General features: G+C 41.0%; 12 protein-coding genes and 2 pseudogenes. 2 read left to right on the top strand and 12 right to left on the bottom strand.

Going from position 1 to position 16,398, the window contains the following annotated elements:
- Positions 1-25 precede the first annotated feature (25 nt).
- A complete protein-coding gene (locus BO26_RS08850; RefSeq protein ID WP_036770901.1) occupies positions 26-334 on the top strand; it encodes a phage holin family protein in 309 nt (102 codons plus the stop codon).
- A 117-nt stretch (positions 335-451) separates the two neighbouring features.
- Here BO26_RS08850 and dhbA read toward each other — a convergent pair whose 3' ends face one another.
- The 10 genes and pseudogenes from dhbA to BO26_RS08800 all read right to left on the bottom strand — a co-directional run bounded on the left by dhbA (position 452) and on the right by BO26_RS08800 (position 11,659).
- Positions 452-1,210: a 2,3-dihydro-2,3-dihydroxybenzoate dehydrogenase gene (gene dhbA / locus BO26_RS08845; protein WP_036770900.1), complete on the bottom strand. Its 759-nt coding sequence runs from the start codon at positions 1,208-1,210 to the stop codon at positions 452-454.
- A gap of 1 nt (position 1,211) precedes the next feature.
- Positions 1,212-2,087 (bottom strand): isochorismatase, encoded by an 876-nt coding sequence (locus tag BO26_RS08840; protein ID WP_036770899.1) that lies wholly within the window; start codon positions 2,085-2,087, stop codon positions 1,212-1,214.
- Positions 2,074-3,714, bottom strand: a complete 1,641-nt coding sequence (locus tag BO26_RS08835; RefSeq protein ID WP_051690924.1) for a (2,3-dihydroxybenzoyl)adenylate synthase — start codon at positions 3,712-3,714, stop codon at positions 2,074-2,076. The genes BO26_RS08840 and BO26_RS08835 overlap by 14 nt, the downstream gene beginning before the upstream one ends.
- The gene (locus BO26_RS08830; protein WP_051690919.1) at positions 3,714-4,895 is read right to left on the bottom strand and encodes an isochorismate synthase; all 1,182 of its coding nucleotides are present in this window, start codon (positions 4,893-4,895) and stop codon (positions 3,714-3,716) included. Before BO26_RS08830 ends, BO26_RS08835 begins: the two co-directional genes overlap by 1 nt.
- A 303-nt stretch (positions 4,896-5,198) precedes the next feature.
- A pseudogene (locus tag BO26_RS08825) lies at positions 5,199-5,609 on the bottom strand (ATP-binding cassette domain-containing protein); the annotation flags it as partial.
- A gap of 95 nt (positions 5,610-5,704) precedes the next feature.
- Positions 5,705-8,908 (bottom strand): condensation domain-containing protein, encoded by a 3,204-nt coding sequence (locus BO26_RS08820; RefSeq protein ID WP_081861877.1) that lies wholly within the window; start codon positions 8,906-8,908, stop codon positions 5,705-5,707.
- Between the two features lie 259 nt (positions 8,909-9,167).
- Positions 9,168-9,464 (bottom strand): annotated as a pseudogene (locus BO26_RS08815) (TonB-dependent receptor domain-containing protein); the annotation flags it as partial.
- A 111-nt stretch (positions 9,465-9,575) separates the two neighbouring features.
- The gene (locus BO26_RS08810; protein WP_036770896.1) at positions 9,576-9,935 is read right to left on the bottom strand and encodes a hypothetical protein; all 360 of its coding nucleotides are present in this window, start codon (positions 9,933-9,935) and stop codon (positions 9,576-9,578) included.
- A 915-nt stretch (positions 9,936-10,850) separates the two neighbouring features.
- A complete protein-coding gene (locus BO26_RS08805) occupies positions 10,851-11,168 on the bottom strand; it encodes an iron chelate uptake ABC transporter family permease subunit (protein WP_236637405.1) in 318 nt (105 codons plus the stop codon).
- Positions 11,169-11,422: 254 nt separating this feature from the next.
- Positions 11,423-11,659, bottom strand: a complete 237-nt coding sequence (locus BO26_RS08800; protein WP_036770893.1) for a hypothetical protein — start codon at positions 11,657-11,659, stop codon at positions 11,423-11,425.
- 332 nt (positions 11,660-11,991) lie between these two features.
- Here BO26_RS08800 and BO26_RS08795 point away from each other — a divergent pair, with 332 nt between their 5' ends.
- Entirely contained in the window at positions 11,992-13,335 is a 1,344-nt protein-coding gene (locus tag BO26_RS08795) for a condensation domain-containing protein (RefSeq protein ID WP_036770892.1), read from the top strand.
- A gap of 807 nt (positions 13,336-14,142) precedes the next feature.
- Here the strand turns inward: BO26_RS08795 and BO26_RS08785 are convergent.
- Together BO26_RS08785 and BO26_RS08780 are read right to left on the bottom strand one after the other, a co-directional pair.
- Complete coding sequence (locus tag BO26_RS08785) at positions 14,143-14,574, bottom strand: carboxymuconolactone decarboxylase family protein (RefSeq protein ID WP_036770889.1); 432 nt, start codon at positions 14,572-14,574, stop codon at positions 14,143-14,145.
- 1,035 nt (positions 14,575-15,609) lie between these two features.
- Positions 15,610-16,398, bottom strand: a 789-nt coding sequence (locus BO26_RS08780) for a DUF637 domain-containing protein (RefSeq protein ID WP_036770888.1), incomplete at its 5' end; no start/stop codon positions are given.

The following is a 16,398-nucleotide window of genomic DNA, read 5'->3' as shown; positions in this document are numbered from 1 at the left end:
GGGAAACACATAATAGAGGTGAAAGGTGTCGTTCATAATACCGTCAGATACTCAACTTATTATCTGGTTGATCATTGGTTTTATTGCGGCCTGGGGCGGATTAGTCAGATACATCATAGACATGCAGAATAAACAATACACATGGAGTTGGATTAACGTACTCTGTCAACTCACCATTTCCTGCTTCACGGGTGTACTAGGAGGATTACTGAGTTTTGAAAGTGGCGGCAGCATCTATATGACTTTTGCAATTGCCGGACTGTTCGGCACAACAGGAAGTACCGGGCTGAATTGGCTCTGGCGCCGACTCTCTATTCACCACGGAGGAAAGTAATAGCAGGTATCACAAGAATTAGCCGCCATATAAATAAGGGGTCGAGCGCTAGAAATGAAAAAGGTATTTCATTTCTAGCAATCTCTAATACAGCATGTTATTCAAAATGATAGGCGATTAAGCTCCAAGCGTTGCACCACCATCGATGACAATATCTTGTAAAGTAATGTGGCTTGCAAGATCAGAGGCCATAAACAATACTGCATCGGCAATTTCTGTTGGCGTTGCTATCTTTCCAAGCGGAATACCCAGTTTGAATAATTCAGAAAATCCCTGAATAACTTGCTGCTTAGAAGCTTCTGTTTGCCACATATCACGCTGCATTGGCGTATCTGTCGATCCTGGTGAAACAAGATTACAACGAACGCCATAAGGAGCTAATTCCAATCCAACACTCAAGCAGAGACTACGCAATGCTGCTTTAGAAGCACAATAGGCCGACATCCCAACGCGAGGAACATGAGCCGCATTTGACGCAATAGTGACGATAGCTCCCGCTTTTTGACGTTGAAACTGGGGAATAGTTGCCTGAAACAGATTGAATGCACCTCCCGCGTTGACAGACAAGCACTGTTGCCAATCTTCAAACATTATCTCCTCAGTCGCACCAAGGCGTAATATTCCAGCACCATTGACCAGCACATCAAGTCGTGGCTGTTGTGCAAGGAGTTGTTCGCAACAACGTGAAACGGCAATATTATCGCTAATATCAAGCAAACAAGGAGTAAAGGGCAAATTCCCCTCTGGGAAAGTAATATCAAACCCAATCACCTTCGCACCCGCTTGCTGAAAACGGTAAGCCGTCTGATAACCAATACCGCTACCTGCGCCGGTTACCCAGACAATTTTATCGCTAAAATCAAGCGTAATACTCATTTCAGGCTCCCTGATGCTCAGTGAATAACGTTATCCAACCATTTATTGTGGGATTTTTCATTAATGAAATAAAATCAACTTCATATCCTTGCTGGCGCCAATGGGAAATGAGAGACATGATACGTACAGAATCCAGCCCATAATCGAGCAAATTTTCATCATCACCAATATCACCACTATCCCCATCTAACAAAGGCAGTAATAGCCCTTTTAGGCGCGTTTTATTCCATTGCACTTGTTTTGCATTTAAGGCAGCAAGAAGTTGCTCGGTAGTCTCTACACGTCCACAGCGCCCAGCGGTATATTTAAGCGCCATCATATGTTCTTCATAACTGAAATCGGCTAAAGCATCCGCCACCATAAAGGGCTGTATATCACGCATAAATGCATCAGTTGCTGTCATTAAGCAGCCAATATGTGCATAAACCCCACAAATAATCAGCTGATCACGTCCAGATATTCTCAGTTGTTGCTCAAAATCAGTACGCTGAAATGCGCTATATCGCCATTTATCCATAACAGTATCGCCAGCCTGAGGTGCGAGCGTATCTGTAATTTTTTGCAGTTCGGGGTGCCAGTTCAGCCCAGGCCCCCACATATCATTTAACAACGCCCTTTTCTCATCACTTTGCTGGTTAGGCTGAGCGGAATAAAATACCGGTATTCCATTTTCCCGACAGGTTTCTACCAGTCTGGCAATATTAGCCACAACTTGATTAATTAACGGGCTATTTTCTTCCCAGAAATTAAGAAAGTAATTTTGCATATCATGAACTAACAATGCAGCCCGATTTTTATCTAATGACCAATTGACCTTGTTTGTCGGAAGTCCTTCTGCCACGGGTAAGTCATAACTATTCAATTTAGGAATGCTCATTTCTTTCTCCAACGAGTGATGGCTGAACAAATTGCTTAGCAAGTTGACGTAATTGTTGCTTATCTATTTTTCCAATGGGTGTTAATGGCAGTGAAAGGACAGATTCAAACCGGTCGGGTAATTTATAATCTGCTATTCCCTGCTCACGTAGATAACGTCGTAAGAATACGGCTTTCATCGGTTTTCGTAATACGACAAAAGCACAGCTTTTTTCCCCCATTAATTCATCAGGAATAGCGACAAGCGCGGCATAAATGACATCAGGGTGCCGAAGTAATAAATTCTCAACTTCCTCCGCAGCAATTTTTTCCCCTCCACGATTGATTTGATCTTTTTCGCGTCCCACGACTTGTAAATAACCATCAGATGTCATGATGACGAGATCACCAGAACAATAGAATCCATTACTATCAAAGCATTGCTGATTATACTGTGGGCTGCGGTAATATCCGCGGAAGGTATAAGGCCCCTGAACCATCAATCGGCCAGCAATACCACGAGGAACAGGATTGCCATCGTTATCAGCAACCCAAACTTCATCATGCTGACTTATAGGACGACCTTGGGTCGTAAAAATATGCTGTTCGTCATCATCCAGTCGGGTATAGTTCACCAAACCTTCAGCCATGCCAAAAACTTGTTGTAATTGACACCCCATTTCGTTTGGAATACGTTTGGCCAGGCTCTCACTTAACCTTGCCCCACCAACCTGTAGCAATCGCAAGCTTTTTAGCGCGTCTCGGTTACCACTAAGTGCTATTGCTTCAAGCCATACACTGGCTGCTGGTGGTATCAATGCAGCAACATTCACCTGATGTTGTTGGATAAGTGGGAAACAACAATCAGCGCCAGGGTTATGCGCTAAAATGACCTGTCCTCCGCGGTAAAACGCCCCTAACGCCCCCGGTGAACTTATAGAAAAGTTATGCGCAGCAGGAAGTGCACATAAATAGCGAGTTTCAGCATTAAACTGACAAATTTCCGCACTGGCACGAATACTGTAGTAATAATCATTATGCGTTCGGGGAATAAGTTTAGGTGTTCCCGTACTTCCTCCTGACAATTGGAAAAATGCAACTTCATCAGCAGGTGTTGGATTAGCGATAAAGTCACCAGCGCCTTGTGCTAACAGAGTCTCAAAATCCAGAATACTATCATTATCACCATGTAAGACAACGTGACATAAAGACGGAGTACGAATTCTGAGTTCATCAATAAAATCGTCGTCGCTAAATAAGGAATGGTTGCGATCAGCAATCAATAATGCGGGACCAATCTGATCAGCATAAGCACAAAGTTCACTACGCTGATGGCTAAATATCGCATTAACCGGAACGACACCAAGTCGCAATAAGGCAAAGAAAACAACATAAAACTCAGCCTTATTGCCTAATTGAACTAAGGCGGTTTGTCCTCGTTTAACACCCTGTTGTTGTAATGCTGCGGCAAAACTATCTACCAGCAGATTAAGTTCAGCGTAACTGAACTGGCGATCTCCACAGATGAGTGCAATTTTCCCGTTATCTGACTGACGGGTCAAAATGTCACAAAGAGGAAGATCTATCCAATAACCAAGCTGCCGATAGCGCTGTTCCAACGCTTTCGGCCAACGATTAAATTCAACTATCATGCGGGGCATACCTCCTGTGAAAACTCGAATGCACGTAACATTGTTGAAAATTTAACCTCCGTTTCCTGCCACTCTGACTCTGGATTCGAATCAGACACAATGCCAGCTCCTGCAAACAACCTTATCCGCGAACCATTCACTTCACCACAGCGGATAGTCACCACCCATTCACCATCCCCTTTCGCGTCACACCATCCGACAATACCGCCAAAGAGATTTCGTTTAAACGGCTCTAATTGCTCAATTAAATTTTTCGCGGTCTGATACGGAGTGCCACAAAGAGCCGGCGTCGGATGCAGCAGACAAGCAATAGAAAGTGCGTTTTCCTGCGATGCCCTCAGCACTCCCTCAATATCAGTAGCAAGGTGCCAGAGTACCGGCGTGCTGATGGTGGAAGGCATTTTAGAAATATGTAGCTTTTGGCAACGGCCTTCGAGTACATTTCTAATCATATCGGTCACCAACCGATGCTCATAATTATCCTTGACAGACTGAATAAGCGCCTGACGTAATTTGTGATCGTCTTCCTGGTTTTCACTACGCTTTGCTGAACCTGCCAGCGGCTGAGAAAAAATAGTATTGCCCTGTTTACGTACTAATAATTCTGGGCTTGCACCAATCAATGCCCCATTTTCCAACGGAACATGAAAGTTATAACACCAACTATTTTGCTGATTAAGATGTCGTAATAATTGAATTGAATCTAATGGCTGATGAGTTTCGATATCAAGCAACCGCGAAAGAACAACTTTATCTAATGCATGATTGCGCATTGCATCAATGGCGGTGCTCACCATATGGCTAAAGTGTATTTTATCAGGCCATTGGCAGCGTCTCTTTTCTGTATAGCCTGAATTGGAAATAAGCGCGGGAAACTGCTGTCTTTGGAACCAATGGCATTTTTCAGGAACAAAAAGTGCCGCATTTTGCTGTTTATCGAAAGGAATTGCCCCTACCAGAACAGGATTCTCAATCCCATCGTTCTTCGCCCGCTGGAATAATTGATGTATTTCTTGCTGAATCAGGCTATCAGGGTTTACTGCATCATCAAGTGGCTTTGATATAAGCGCATATTGCCCCTGTGCTAACAAACTTTTACTGGATGAAAGAAACAGAAAATCCTTATTATTAAGATCATTAAAACCAGTCAGCAAAGCATCTCTATATAGATCTAGCACAAGTCTTACCTCTATCGGTTAATCGTGTAATCACGAAAATGGAACTTTCCCTCGATATAATTTTGCATCACTTGCTACAAATAAAATTACGACTTAGACAGTCAATAAATAAATTTAAATATAATTTTATTAATATATATCTAAAACATTTCCCTTTATTCCATTTAGAGATTTTACTCCGATCCATCCTAATTCCTAATTATTCTGTCCGATATTAAAAGTTATTGATTGAATCTATCAGGGATATCATTCTAATAAATAAATTTAAAAACCATAGCTATCCCCCTGTAAAACGCCATCATCCATTGCCTGGCGCACCGCTTCATAATCCTCATGGCTCCATTGGCGCAATAACCGCTGATGGGGAAAACGCCCACGAGCCACTAAATCAACAACTTTGATCCCCTGAGGGGCCTGCACACTTTGCGGTAATAATCCCAGCTGACGGGCCAAAGCGCGTGTCGGTATAGTGTGAATATCGTGTCCATCAAGGCAAACTCTGCCATATTCTGGGCGTAGCAAACGGCATAAGCTTCTTAATAGCGTAGATTTACCACAGCCATTAGGGCCGATAATCACGGTAAAACGACTATCAGGAATACGCAGATTCAGTTCATCACAGACGATATGTTCACCGTAACCCAGGCGCAATTCTTCCACACTCAAGCGACAAGGTAATAAAACACTTTGGTTATCATGTTTTGGTATTAACATTGTCATCCATTCTCTCACAAAAACGTTGTTAATTAGTTAGCATCAACATTCATATATACCCTTCATTTTTCAAGCTGCTGCTCTGTTGGCTGCACTCACTCACCCCGGTCACATAGTTCTCTATGCTCCCGGGGATTCGCTCCCTTGCCGTCGCGATCCATCTTGAAATCTATTGGGTATATGCGCGTGGATAATCTTGGCAGAATCGCTCTAAGTGGGATATCGCTATCCTGTGTTTTTGCAAACAGTACCAAAATGCCATTAATAGTCTCTGATATTTGAGCGATTTGAGCCGCACTATAACGATCTGAACGATAATTAAATAAAATGCGTACTATTTCTTCACCTGCAATCATTTCTTCCACAATTTCAAAGTGAAGCCCCAACAGAGATTCCTGCTTTTCCAAAACAACCTGTTGAAATGCAATATGACTACCATCCAACATATGGAACTCACCGCTCAAACTACTTTTTGCATGTAACTGAATATATACCTCGAACAAATGATCTTTTCCTTGATCTGCATGGCCTGACAGAGCTTCTTCAATCAGATCAATGGGGATATCAGTATAAGGTAGCGAGTCATTGATATTGCTCTTAACCTGAGTGATAAGATCAGTAAATGTCATTTGTTCAGTAAAACGAACTCTGTGTATCACCAGCGTCGTAAAATAACCGATAGTATCAAAGAAACTCACATCATCACGTCCCGAAGCCGACGTTCCCACCAGAAGATCATCAGTTGCCCCCAATAAATTAAGCGATGCAACAATACTGGCATAAAGAACGTTAAAGAATGAAGCGCCATTTCTTCTGGCAAGTGACTGCAAGCCTTGAGCCACCACTTTTTCAATCTCAAACTCAAGACCTTCACAGGAATTCGCCTTCCCAGATAATTCGCGGGCCGCATTTTTAAAAATGGGTTCTCCGCTTGGCGCTCCCCGTAAATTATTAACCCAATAATCAAGATGAGATTGATTCATTCCCTCATCATTTTGCCTGATTGCATATTGATAGAATGGTAAGGGTTGCTCTTGCCACTCTGGTGTCTCATTTATCAGTCTATATTTATAGGCATGTTTAAGCTCTTTCATTAATACAACAACAGACCACTCATCAAGTACGACATGATGGAATAACATAGATAAAAACTGCTTTCCTGAATCCTTATCAGTTACAAATTTAATGCGCAAAGGAAGTTCTTTAGATAAATCAAACTGATATTTTCCCTCTTTTTTTAATATCTCTCCTGAGGAAAGGGGGCCATATTCACGAGAATCCCAAAACCACTGATAATTCGATAAATCCTTCATTGGGACGACACATTGATAGGCTTCGCCATCTTTCTCATAAAATAGGCTACGCAATACAGAATGTCTTTGCAGTACATCAAAAAAAGCTTGCTGAAATATCAGTTCATCGATATCTGCAGAAAATTTTAAAATAAAAGGTAAATTGAAGATGTCATTGAAATCAAATGCCGCATACGCTTTCCATAGCGATTTTTGCGCAAGGGATAAAGGTGCAACAACCGAAATATCTTCTCCAGATTGTTCTTCACTTATCTCGTTTTTGTTTTCATCAATAGGATCATGACATTGCGCATATTCGGCAAGTTTCAACGCTGTCGGATAACTAAAGAGATGATTAATATGGATCTCTATGTTATGTAAGCTCAGTAATCTACCTATCACTCGGGTGCCAATAAGTGAGTGCCCGCCATGATCAAAAAAGTCATCACTGACTGTCATTTCTGGTGAAGAAAGCGCTTGTCTGAATTCATTTAAAATAATATTGGCGACTTTACGATAGTTATCGCTTCTGTCGGTTACCTCATGCTCTTTTTGCTGTTTGGCAATAGTCAATGATGTGTCACCGATATTTTCATGTTTTTTCTTCGTTGGAAGCGAAAAAATAGACGTAAGTTTTGGTGCAATAGCGACATTTTGTTCATGAATAAATGTACAAAAACCTTCTAACAGAAATGCGCCGATATGTGCAGAAACTGACGGACCCGTTATTAATTCAAAAAACCATTGTTCCTCATTTACATTTCCGGCAGCTAGCGAGATATCGAAATGAGCGTTCAACGGTGGAATAGGTAATAACTCAACAATTACATCATTCAACCCGAGTGATAACTGGGATTCATTAAGCCAGGTCACAAGAATATGTGGGTTGTCACGCCCGTACTCTACTTCATTGCCTGCTTGTGAATTACCACTTTCTATCTGCTTTTCAATATCAGCAATGATTTTGTCAAAGCTTCTATCATCCTGGCACACACACAATGACATCAACGCTGAATAGAAAAATTGGCTATTAAGTTCATCATGTGTATATTCCGGGTCGCACGACACACTAACATTCACATCCAAATGAGAACCTATCACTGCAATATAGCAACCGAATAATGCTACTACGGTTGCCAATGCTGAATATGCTGTTTTCTCCGCAGGTAAAAATGAAGCAAATACATCAACATCAATTGTAGTACGATATCTACTCACAAAACGATCATGAATGGAATCATCGAGATAGCTAATTTTACCCGTTTCTTTAATTAACGCGTTCCTGGTGGTATCGGATTTATAGAGCCAGGGAATGCCTATTTTTCCAGACTCACATGATAACCATTTAGCCGAGAGTCGCTTTCTAAATAAATCTTCCTTTCCAAATCCAATGGTCTTCAGATCATTATTATAGGCATCGGAAAGCATAATAAGCATCTGCGACAATGATACGGTATCTCTCAGAATATGATGCACGATCACACCCAAAATAACCCCACGCTTTCCATTCATAAACAACATAAATTTAATGGGTGGATATTCATCAAGCCCGATCGGTTTACACTGTTCCTTGAGGAGACTATTTATCGCTTCTTCATCAGACTGAATCTGATAAATGTCGATAGAAGAATTCGTTGTTGTATCGCAATATTTACGCAAATCGCCTTCATCATCAAAACGATACCTAACGTTAACTCCAACCATATCTTTAGTCAGAAGCTCTAATACTCTGATGAGCCGACCTATGTTGATATTTCCTGTCAATGACCAGGCATAGGCAAACTGACCAGAAGTATCAGAATCCTGTTGATGATGAAGCCACATCATCTCTTCAAACTCAGTTAAATCCTTTTCAGTTTCCCAGACTTCGGAAGGTGGATGATTATCAGCATGGGTATGAAATACTTCATTTAGAAGCAATGCTTCATCATCTGTCAGTAACCGCTTAAACTCTCTTGCCATATTCCCACTTCTTCCAGCCAACGCTGGGCTACATATATCCGTCATCTTTCAAGTTGCCTCTTTGTTGGCTGCACTCGCTCACCCCGGTCACATAGTTATCTATGCTCCCGGGGATTCACTCCCTTGCCACCGCGATGCATCTTGAAATCCATAGGGTATATAATCTTTTATTATATTTTCGGACAGAGGGATGTCGTGCTCCCACTCAATACAATTACCCTCCATTTTTGGGAGGGCAAATAAGTTTGACGCCCACTGTCCGGTTCTTATTGAGTTACTATTTCAAACTTGTTGATTGGTCACCTTAAAACTTCAGTTCAAACGTCGCACCAATCATTCTCGGGCGCTGATAAATTGCTGAATTAACGTTATTATCTGGAACTAATAAACGTTTATCGGAGTCAAATAAATTCTGAGCAAATAATGTGGCACGTCCCCACTTGAAGTTATAACCAAGCTGGAGGTTAGCTATCCAATATGCTGAGATTTTCCAGCGGGCACCAACTTCTGCACCATACGTTTCAACCTGACCAGCATTACGTATCATGGTTGCATTTGGCCCCAAATAGTAAGGCAACTGCATATCCTTATAATCGTTATGGCGGGAAGAGCATTACTAATACCATTATCAACAACGTTCGGCGTCATTTGCCGCAGCGTGTTAACATCAGGATTAGGAATATACCGAATGAACTTCAAGATGCTTGAACCGTCAGACGTAAAAACATTTAAATTCAACAATATAATCGTTTTTCAAACATGCACTTTGAAGTGTCTTGAGTATAGATTTCATTTTGCGAAGATTATAAACCTCGACACTTGAACCACTATCATAAATAGAGCGGTTAACTTTCTCTCCGGTTACCACCAGTACATCTTCTTCTGGAGATAATGCCTCAGTATTTCCTTTTTGGTCCTTTTGTGTGTTTTTTTCCTCTGCTGCAATAGCGTCAGTGCTTGTCAATACAATAGCACCGAAAAATAAGGCACTAAAAATACCGACAAAACGTGATTTTTTAGTATGTTCTCTTTCTGATACTTCATGTTGCAGAGTTGAATGCAACCTATTCATTCATTTTTCTCCTTTAGCCAGCTTACACAAAATAGTTTTAATTGATTAATAAATTAAATCGTGACATTGCTGACCGGTGGATCCCAGTCTGTAAAAACATGGTGTGATTTACCCCATGTTAATTTCGCTTATACCCTTCATCTTTCAAGTTGCTGCTTTGTTGGCTGCGTTCACTTACCCCAGTCACATAGTTATCTATACCCTTCATCTTTCAAGCTGCTGCTTTGTTGGCTACGTTCACTTACCCCAGTCACATAGTTATCTATGCTCCTGGGGATGCGTTCTCTTGCCGCCGCACTGCAACTTGAAATCTATTGGGTATATGCTCCCGGGGATTCGCTCCCTTGCCGTCGCGATGCATCTTGAAATCTATTGGGTATATAATAGTTTCAAGCCATTATTATTACTTTTAGGTTTTTGTTTATTATTGCTTTAATAGTAGTAATTATCATAACAAGGTACATTATTGTATGTAAATAAAAATCATTATCATTAAATGTGATCAACACAACAGAAAGATAAATTTCACACATAAAACAATTAATTATTTTTAAGAAATAAAGAAGGCGAAAGATAACTTGGTAAAATATAAGGTTTTAGCAATATATTTAGCCCACCAGAAAAAAAATCAACTGAGAATATATCCCTATATTTTATAGAATTAATTTTAACCCTAAAAAAACAAGCCAGGAAAATAAAGGAATAATTCACAACCTAAGTTAGCAATATAAATAACCAAAATCTTCCATCAATTGAGAAAGATAAAGAATTCAAAAATAAATGTATTATTATATCCATCACATGAATAGTTCTGCCACCAACCTTATATCCTGGCCCGCATTGAACAAGGGTTTATACCTGTTATCTTTCAAGTTGCCTCTTTGTTGGCTGCACTCACTCACCCCAGTCACATAGTTATCTATGCTCCTGGGGATTCGCTCCCTGGCCTTCGCGATGCATCTTGAAATCTAAAGGTAAAAGCTGTGTAAACAGACCTGCTGCCAGTAAAAGGCAAGCCCCCATTAGTGCAGCACTGATAACAGGCATATTTCTCGAACGGGTCAGACGAGCCACAAGTTGAGGTGCCGCCAAAGCAACAAAAGCAATCGGCCCGGAAGCGCCAGTGGCAAGAGCCGCTAACACGACTGCACAAAAAATCATGATAAAACGAACACGTCCCACATTAATACCGAGCTGACTGGCAATATCATCTCCCATCTCAATGATGTTCAATTTCCTCGCTGTAAAAAGAACCATTGGCAGGATTAAAAGCGGTGAATGCTTCCCAGGTAACTTTTATCGTGACAGGGCGGGTCCCAACAAAAAGACTAAAAACTGAAAACTGAAAACTGAAAATGCCACCAGTAATAACCCAAAAAACAGCAACCCTTTTCGCTGAAATCTGAATTGCCGTTTATGGGCTTGCTCACCAGAATTAGCAGCTGAAAAAATCAATTTTTTCATATCCAGCTCAAACAATTATTAAGTTATTTCACTTCCTGCTTAATACCAAACCGTTTAACGATACTGTCGGCAATTTCTTTTGCACTGTAATAATCAATTCGAAACGAATTCATACCAAGACCGTAGACTTGTCCTGTTTTAACCGAAGCCAAATTAGCGAGTACAGGGTCTTTTAAAAATTCAGCTGCTCTGTCATTTCCTGCGCTTAAAAGAAATGTCGTGGGTGCGGTTAACTGGGTAATATTTTCATATTGTATCATTTTGTCTAATATCCGACAATGAGATTAATAATGATTATCATACACAATAATGATGATCACGAAATACGTCACATTCTTGTTGTATAGCACAACAAATGTTTCATTTTCTCAGCTATAAAACCAACTCAGATCTCATCCCAAAACAATAAATGAAAAAATGGTGCTCAAATAGGAGAATGAATGTCATGGGAATAAATAGGCAATTACGCGCTGGCTTGTTCAGATGGGAATATTATGGCTCAACATTGCGTAAACACCTATCACAAGCATAGAAGAGAGTTTTATCCATTTTTTTATTCGATTTTCTATGATGAATTCATAAGGTTTATCCAATGTTAAATATCACTCAAACTTCTAGCTGGATTCCATTGACACAAGCACAACAATATTACTGGCACGAGTTCAGTCTACATTCCGAAAGAGTTGTTTCGACTGTCGCGCACTATCTGGATATCCAGGGTAATGTCAATCAGGAAGCACTTTGCAAAGCAATAACGATGATGATTAGTGAAACAGATGTGCTCTCTATTCGTTTTCAGCTCCTTAAAGAAGAACTATTTCCTTTACAACAACCAAATCAAGCCGCCACACCACAGTTAAAACTCATCGATTTACAAACGCAATCCGAGCCCTTCCAAACAGCGCTACAACTCATGCAGACTGATGTGGAATCTCAGCTGAATTTATTAACTCAACCGCTATCTGCTCAATGGCTATTCAAATTAAGCGAGTCTCATTATCTCTGGTACAACCGCGCTCACCATATTATTCTTGATGGATTTGGTATGGCACTCATTGAACATCGTTGTGCACATCTTTATTCGTACTATCTTGGTAAGAAGACCTATTCTGATGCATCCTTTCATTCACTCAGCAGCTACCTCACTGAAGAACAAGAGTACTGTAACAGCAAGCAATATGAAAAGGACCGCTTGTACTGGCAAAATTATCTTTCATCCGCGCGCCTTACAACCATGGATATCGCCCGTGCCGACTATAGTACCAAACACCATTACGCCAGCTATACATTCTCCGAGGATATTGTCACAGGCTTAACGCGTTTATCAGCAGATACAGAGATCGCTTGGCCTGATCTGTTAGTGGTACTTTCAAGCATTTACTTGCTTCACCATTTCTCGACACAGACACAAAATAGTGAATATTCAATGTCATTATGGTTACCCTATATGAATCGCCGAACCCGTTTCAGGACCAATATACCGGCATTAATGACTAATATTCTTCCCCTATTGATAAACACCAACCCGGATGAAATATTAGAAAGCTTTTTGAAAAAGACAATCAACGCGCTTCATACTCAACGGACTCATGCCAGATATCGTATAGAACAAATCTTTTTAGATCATAATTTACCTCAAGATACCCGCTATTTATTTTCTCCACTCATCAATGTATTACCTTTTGACTCCCCCAATTTTGTCGATTGCCAGGTTAAACGCCATATACTCACCAGCGGGCTTTATGACTGTTTTAGCTTTAACATTATCTACCGTGGAAAAGTAGATGTTGGAGAATTAGTCGTTGATTTTGATGCTGATTCATCAATATTCAGCAAAGAAGAGGTTGAAAACCATCAGAAAAACCTGACTGATTTTCTACAAAAAGTACTCACAGGAAATTGGCTTCTCCTACCTATAAAAGCGCTTTATTCATAGAATAAAAAAATAACTTACCTATAAAAGAACCGGAGTCAGACTCCGGTTCAGAGCATATGAGTCAGGTATTTCATAAGGGTGAGATCTCATATTTTTAATAAAATTATTTGGTTAAACAAAAATCAGAATATGACTTTTTATAGGCATTTCTCTCATTAAAACGCTAAGCTCTCTCTATTCCATAAAGTTGACTAAAACAGACGGTTTATAGGAAGTTGAAAATCCCCTTCCCCGCTTGAGTTTCTGGACGACGGCTTTGGGTTCTGTTGGATTGATACGCAGTTGGCTGGCATCCTTCCTTTTTTTTCGCAATTTTCTTGTCGGCACCGTAATACGCCGGCTCCCTGTTCCAATTGCTTTATACGTTTTTCTGTCTGCGCTGTGGCAGGGGTGGCCGTGAGAGTATTTTTTTCACGTGAAATCGCTTCCTGAGTTAAAAGGTGGTAATGAGAACAGGCCGCCTCTATCACTGTCCCGTCACCGGCCAGGCACGAGCCGTCCGAATGACTACGGTGCAAAATGGATAAGGTCAGTGCCCTAAAAAACGATCCCGTCAGGACGGATTGGTGCTAATAAATAAAACGCCCAAGACTGGTATCGCTCCCCCATTTGCCTGAGCTAATCAGAAAGAGAGCCATCCAATACAGGTAAGTGCTGAGCTTTGACAAACTGACGTCCGGTATGAAGGGAAGGTTCCCGTTTTCGAATGAATAAGGTCATAAAAGATCTGCGCTTAAAAGAAGTACGCAGATCTTAACGGATAATACACGCCTTTTGCGACACCCTCTAAAGAAGGTGTCAAGGCTGTTACTGGCGCATACCTATAGCAAGTCGATTCATCCCGTTCATCAGAGCGATTGCAAAAGTAAGATCAGAGATTTCTTTGTCAGAGAAATGCTCTTTCACGGGTAGATAGTCGTTATCATCAGCGTGAGTGTTAACCACATAAGTCAGTGATTCAGTCCAAGCGAGCGCCGCCTTTTCACGGGAAGTAAACTGAGAACTGACACGCCAACCTGCGAGTTCTGCTAGACGACGCTCAGACTCACCGCGTTCACGTAATGCTTTGGTATGCATATTCAAACAGAATGAACAGCCATTAATTTGTGATACACGTAGATAGACTAGCTCGATAATTGGTAAACCTAACGGGCTACCTTCCAATCCTTGTTTTACCTGACGGAATCCCTGCAACAGATCTGGGGAAAGTTCATAGTAAGCAAGACGTAAAACAGACATAATTAATACTCCTAAAAATTAACTAAGCTAGAAGAAATGGTAAATAACGTTTTGTCTGAATATCAGAATTTCTACAATTTTTCGTTAGTACTTCCTAAATAAAGGAACACTACACAGACTGCACAAGTTAATACACTAAAACTTAGCATTAATTTCAGACTATGAAATGTTGCCATACTTATTGCAAAAATCAGTAATAAGACAGTAGTCACTAATGCAGTTAATTTGGGCTTAACTCCTCATAACAAAGTTATATCCAAAATAAATTCTAGAATAGTGACACCCCATCCTAATATTGGCAGAAATCCCTCTGGTGCTCATGGATATAATTTAGCTACATGAACGTAAAGGCTATTCATAGTCCTCCAAGATACGCCCGACTCTCCCATCTGACCCCACGAACCAAAACGATCAACTACGGCAAATTAAAATGCGGTTACAAGAGCGAAACAAGAAAAGTATAAAAAAACTTTCTCTGAAATAATCTGTCGCACTCTCCCTTTAAGTAATATGTTTTATTTATACCAGTTATCTTTCAAGTTGCCTCTTTGTTGGCTGCACTCATCCCGGTCACAGAGTTATCTATGCTCCCATGGATTCGCTCCCTTGCCGTCGCAATGCATCTTGAAATCTATTGGGTATATACACTTCTTGAATTAACATCCCCGTATTATTGGGTTAACTCATAAATATTAAACTGGCGAAAGCTTAGATCTGTATTTATATGGCTGAAATAAGCATAAACTCAGGGAATTTAACGATGTAAATCACCACCGAACTAATAATTAATTTACCCTATCAAAAATTTAAAAGTACTATAATTAAATTAGTGAAAACATTCAAGGGATAAAAATGTAATTATGAACTACTACATCAGGGCTGGATTACATTTTATCTAAAAAACAACCGCTGGTATTTGTACGTAAAATCTGGATCGTTTTCTGGAAACAAGAAGGCATATTTTTCACGTAGAACGCCTTTTTTGGGTAAAAAAATCCATTTAAAGTAAAATCCCGCTCTGACTACGACATACAGTCAAATAATAATCCGCCGCGCAATGACGCGCTCTTCCGCCGCTTTATCCCCTTTTCCTGCCGCTAAGATATCTTTTTGATTCTCCACCAATAACTGGTACAACATGTGCTCAGTCATGTTGTTACGATAGACAAGCTCTGCGCTGTTTGCCGCACTATAAGCGCCTTCCGGGGTATGGCTAATCAGGGCACCTGACAATGCTCCGATAAATTTGGCGGTCTGGGCCTTAACTTCATTACCCGTCAGCGCTTCCTGAAGCTTATGGATTTGTCGCTCGGTTTCATTCTTATACGCCGGTTCAAATAGCCTTCTTTCCATTGTGATTGCAGCTAATTCAGCCGCCAGCGCACCTACAGCAGCCCCTTTGGCATCCCCACCAGCGATTTCAGCGCTAATTCCTGCCACAACCGCATGGCTCAATATCTTTCCTGAGTGGCCTAAAACCTCCCCATTATCACCAATCAGTTTGGCGCCTTCCGCATTAATCTGGTTGCCTATATTGCTCAACAACGCGGTTTGCAGATTATCCGTAAAACTGCCGCCATTAATGGCAGTTCCTATTGTTGAACTCACCACGGATTGCGCCGCCACACGCTGGGCCACCTGACTCCAGTTCTTATTACTCAATAAGGGAAGCTGCGCTTTTATCGGATCGACAACGCCTTTTCCCTCCACTAATTTTCCCCATCCCATCGTGTGGTCTAATCCCCCTAATGCGCCACCCACAGCTATTTGGGTAACAAGGGATTTGACGGCATCGCGTTTCGCTAAGGCTGCCAGTGTCTGGGT

The sequence above is a fragment of the Photorhabdus australis DSM 17609 genome, assembly GCF_000711895.1.
GTDB lineage: Bacteria > Pseudomonadota > Gammaproteobacteria > Enterobacterales > Enterobacteriaceae > Photorhabdus > Photorhabdus australis.
The sequence above is the reverse complement of the archived record's forward strand: the minus strand, read 5'-3'. Positions and strand labels throughout refer to the sequence as shown.